Origin of the sequence: Methylotenera sp., assembly GCF_029945705.1 — a bacterium.
Taxonomy (GTDB): Bacteria; Pseudomonadota; Gammaproteobacteria; order Burkholderiales; family Methylophilaceae; genus Methylotenera.
Genome location: NZ_JAQSDC010000034.1, coordinates 1 through 3007, shown reverse-complemented (window position 1 = coordinate 3007; position 3007 = coordinate 1). Strand labels below are relative to the sequence as shown.

Annotated in this window: 2 protein-coding genes and 1 pseudogene; 1 reads left to right on the top strand and 2 read right to left on the bottom strand. The window is 41.3% G+C overall.

Annotated elements, in window-relative coordinates:
* Positions 1-54 precede the first annotated feature (54 nt).
* A pseudogene (locus PSU78_RS06410) lies at positions 55-435 on the top strand (chemotaxis protein); the annotation flags it as partial.
* A 74-nt stretch (positions 436-509) separates the two neighbouring features.
* On the opposite strand, the gene ahpF reads toward PSU78_RS06410, so the two are convergent.
* On the bottom strand, positions 510-2093 hold the full coding sequence (gene ahpF / locus PSU78_RS06405; RefSeq protein WP_300385934.1) for an alkyl hydroperoxide reductase subunit F: 1584 nt from the start codon (positions 2091-2093) through the stop codon (positions 510-512).
* Between the two features lie 143 nt (positions 2094-2236).
* Positions 2237-2800, bottom strand: coding sequence for an alkyl hydroperoxide reductase subunit C (ahpC, locus tag PSU78_RS06400; protein ID WP_300385931.1), 564 nt, complete (start codon positions 2798-2800; stop codon positions 2237-2239).
* Positions 2801-3007: the final 207 nt, after the last annotated feature.

The following is a 3007-nucleotide window of genomic DNA, read 5'->3' as shown; positions in this document are numbered from 1 at the left end:
CCGTTAAGTAATTATAATCTCTTAACTTGTGTCGCATTTTATTAGACCATTACAGGTAAAACCATGCAAGAGATTGTTGCCTCTGTCCAACGCGGCACAGACATCATGGGTGAAATCACAGCCGCTTCAGTTGAGCAAAGTGCAGGCATCGACCAAGTCAATGCAGCGGTAACGAGCATGGATGAAACTACACAACAGAATGCGGCTTTAGTTGAACAAGCTGCGGCAGCGGCTGAAAGCTTGGTAGAGCAAGCTAATAGCTTAGTCGATGTTGTGAGTGGCTTTAAACTAGAAAGTAGTTATCAAACAGATCGCCGTAATAGTAATAGTCCTTTAAGAGCTCCTGTTAAAAAGATTCAAGCTGAAACAAGAAGACCTGCGCCTAAATTGGTGGCCAAAAATGGCTCAAGCAGTGATGCGTGGGAAACGTTCTAAATACGCTTAGCTAAACAGGTATATAAAAAATGGCGGATAATCCGCCATTTTTTATGGTTAAAACTCAACCCATATTATTGCCTAATTAAATAGTCAAACGCACCCAAAGCTGCTTTTGCACCTTCACCCATGGCAATAATAATCTGCTTATAAGGTGTCGTAGTCACATCGCCCGCCGCAAACACGCCAGGTAATGAAGTGGCGTTATGATGATTCACTTCAACCTCACCAAACTTGCTTAAATTGACCGTGCCTTTTAACCAATCACTATTAGGCAACAAACCAATTTGCACAAATACTGCATCAAGCACTAAATGTTTACTTTCACCAGTGACGCGATCGGTGTAAGTTAAGCCATTCATTTTTGTGCCATCGCCAGTCACTTCAGTGGTTTGCGCACTGGTAATAATAGTAACATTAGCCAAAGAGCGTAGTTTTTTCTGTAACACAGCATCGGCTTTCAACACAGTATCAAACTGCAATAAAGTGACATGTGCTACAAAACCTGCCAAATCAATCGCCGCTTCAACTCCTGAGTTACCACCACCCACCACTGCAACAGGCTTGCCTTTAAACAAAGGGCCATCACAATGCGGACAATACGCCACACCTTTGCCACGGTATTCCTTTTCACCTGGAACGCCCAGCTCGCGCCAACGCGCGCCAGTCGCTAGAATCACCACTTTACTTTTAAGCGTACCGCCGCTTTCTAGTTTCAGCTCGATTAAATCGGTATTTTTATTGCCATCTTTACCCGGTTCAGACAAACTCACCGCGCGTTGCAAGTTCATAATATCGACATCGTAACTTTTAACGTGCTCTTCGAAAGCGGCCACTAATTTAGGCCCTTCAGTTTCTTTAACAGAAATAAAGTTTTCAATGCCTAGTGTATCCATTACTTGACCACCAAAACGCTCAGCGACGATACCCGTTCTAATGCCTTTACGTGCGGCATAAATAGCAGCAGAGGCGCCTGCAGGTCCGCCGCCAACCACCAACACATCATAAGGTGCTGCCGCGTCTATTTTTTTAGCTTCACGTGCGGCTGCACCAGTATCAATTTTGAGCAAAATTTCATCTAACTCCATCCGGCCTGCGCCAAACACTTCACCATTCAAATACATGGTTGGAACAGACATAATTTCTCTGGCCTTTACTTCATCTTGATACAACGCACCATCAATCATCACGTGGGTGATGTTGGGATTAATCACGGCCATCATATTCATGGCTTGCACCACATCTGGGCAATTATGGCAACTCAAAGAAATATAGGTTTCAAAATGAAACGTGCCTTCAATCGCAGCAATTTGCGCAATTTTTTCAGCTTCCAATTTCATAGGGTGGTCGCCTGTATGCAGCAAAGCTAATACAAGTGAAGTAAATTCGTGACCCATAGGAATACCAGCAAAGCGCACACCAACGGATTGGGCTGCATTTTTATGTATGGCAGCGCGTTTCACCGCAAATGATGGCTTACGCGCATCATCGCCATTAGTCAGCGTGATTTTGTCTGACATGCTAGTAATTTCTTCTAATAACTCACGCATCTCTTGTGCAGCTGCGGTGTTATCTAATGATGCAACAAGCTCGATAGGCTCGCGCAACATACCTAAATAGGTTTGTAATTGAGTTTTGATATTTGCTTCTAGTGCCATGATGATTCCTTTTTTTATTCCTAAATTCGCTTATTTTGGCAAATAAAAAAGCACTATCTTTTGAATAATGCTTTTGTAAGCACTACACCTTTAAATGATGTTTTAAAGGTGTAGCGTACTGCGTACTACTTAAAACTTACTTCTTAGATTTTGCCTACTAGATCTAGTGAAGGTGTAATTGTTTTAGCGCCTTCTTGCCATTTTGCTGGGCAAACTTGACCAGGGTTAGCTGCTGTAAATTGAGCTGCTTTTAATTTACGTAGTGTTTCTTTCACATCACGTGCAATTTCGTTACTGTGAATTTCTACAGTTTTAATCACACCTTCTGGATTAATCACAAAAGTACCGCGTAATGCTAGGCCTTCTTCTTCAATATGCACGTCGAATGCACGTGTCAATTGGTGTGTAGGGTCGCCAACTAGTGGGAATTTTGCTTTACCTACTGCAGGTGAAGTTTCGTGCCATACTTTGTGTGAGAACTGTGTATCAGTGGTAACAATATATACTTCAGCACCCGCTTTTTGGAATTCTGCGTAGTTATCAGCAGCATCTTCAACTTCTGTAGGGCAGTTAAAAGTAAATGCAGCTGGCATAAAAATCACTACCGACCATTTGCCTTTCATGCTTACATCGCTCACTTCAATAAATTGACCATTATGAAAAGCTTGTGCTTTAAATGGTTGAACTTGTGTATTAATTAATGACATAGTTTCTTTCCTTATTTGTGGGTTGAATAAAATTTACTGCTTTTTAATTGGTAAAAGTGATTATAGAGAGTTAAGTTTACTAAATCCAATATATCATTCTAATGGTTACGATAAATTTAATTTATCGTAACTGCCTATTTGAATATTAAACTTAGGGGCTGTCCTAGATAACACATAAAATGTTATAAGGATGGCATGAGAAAGAGC

What these genes read in the sequence shown, in the direction of transcription:
- ahpF (WP_300385934.1), bottom strand. Translation starts at nt 2,093, where the DNA reads ATGGCACTAGAAGCAAATATCAAAACTCAATTACAAACCTATTTAGGT.
- ahpC (WP_300385931.1), bottom strand. Translation starts at nt 2,800, where the DNA reads ATGTCATTAATTAATACACAAGTTCAACCATTTAAAGCACAAGCTTTT.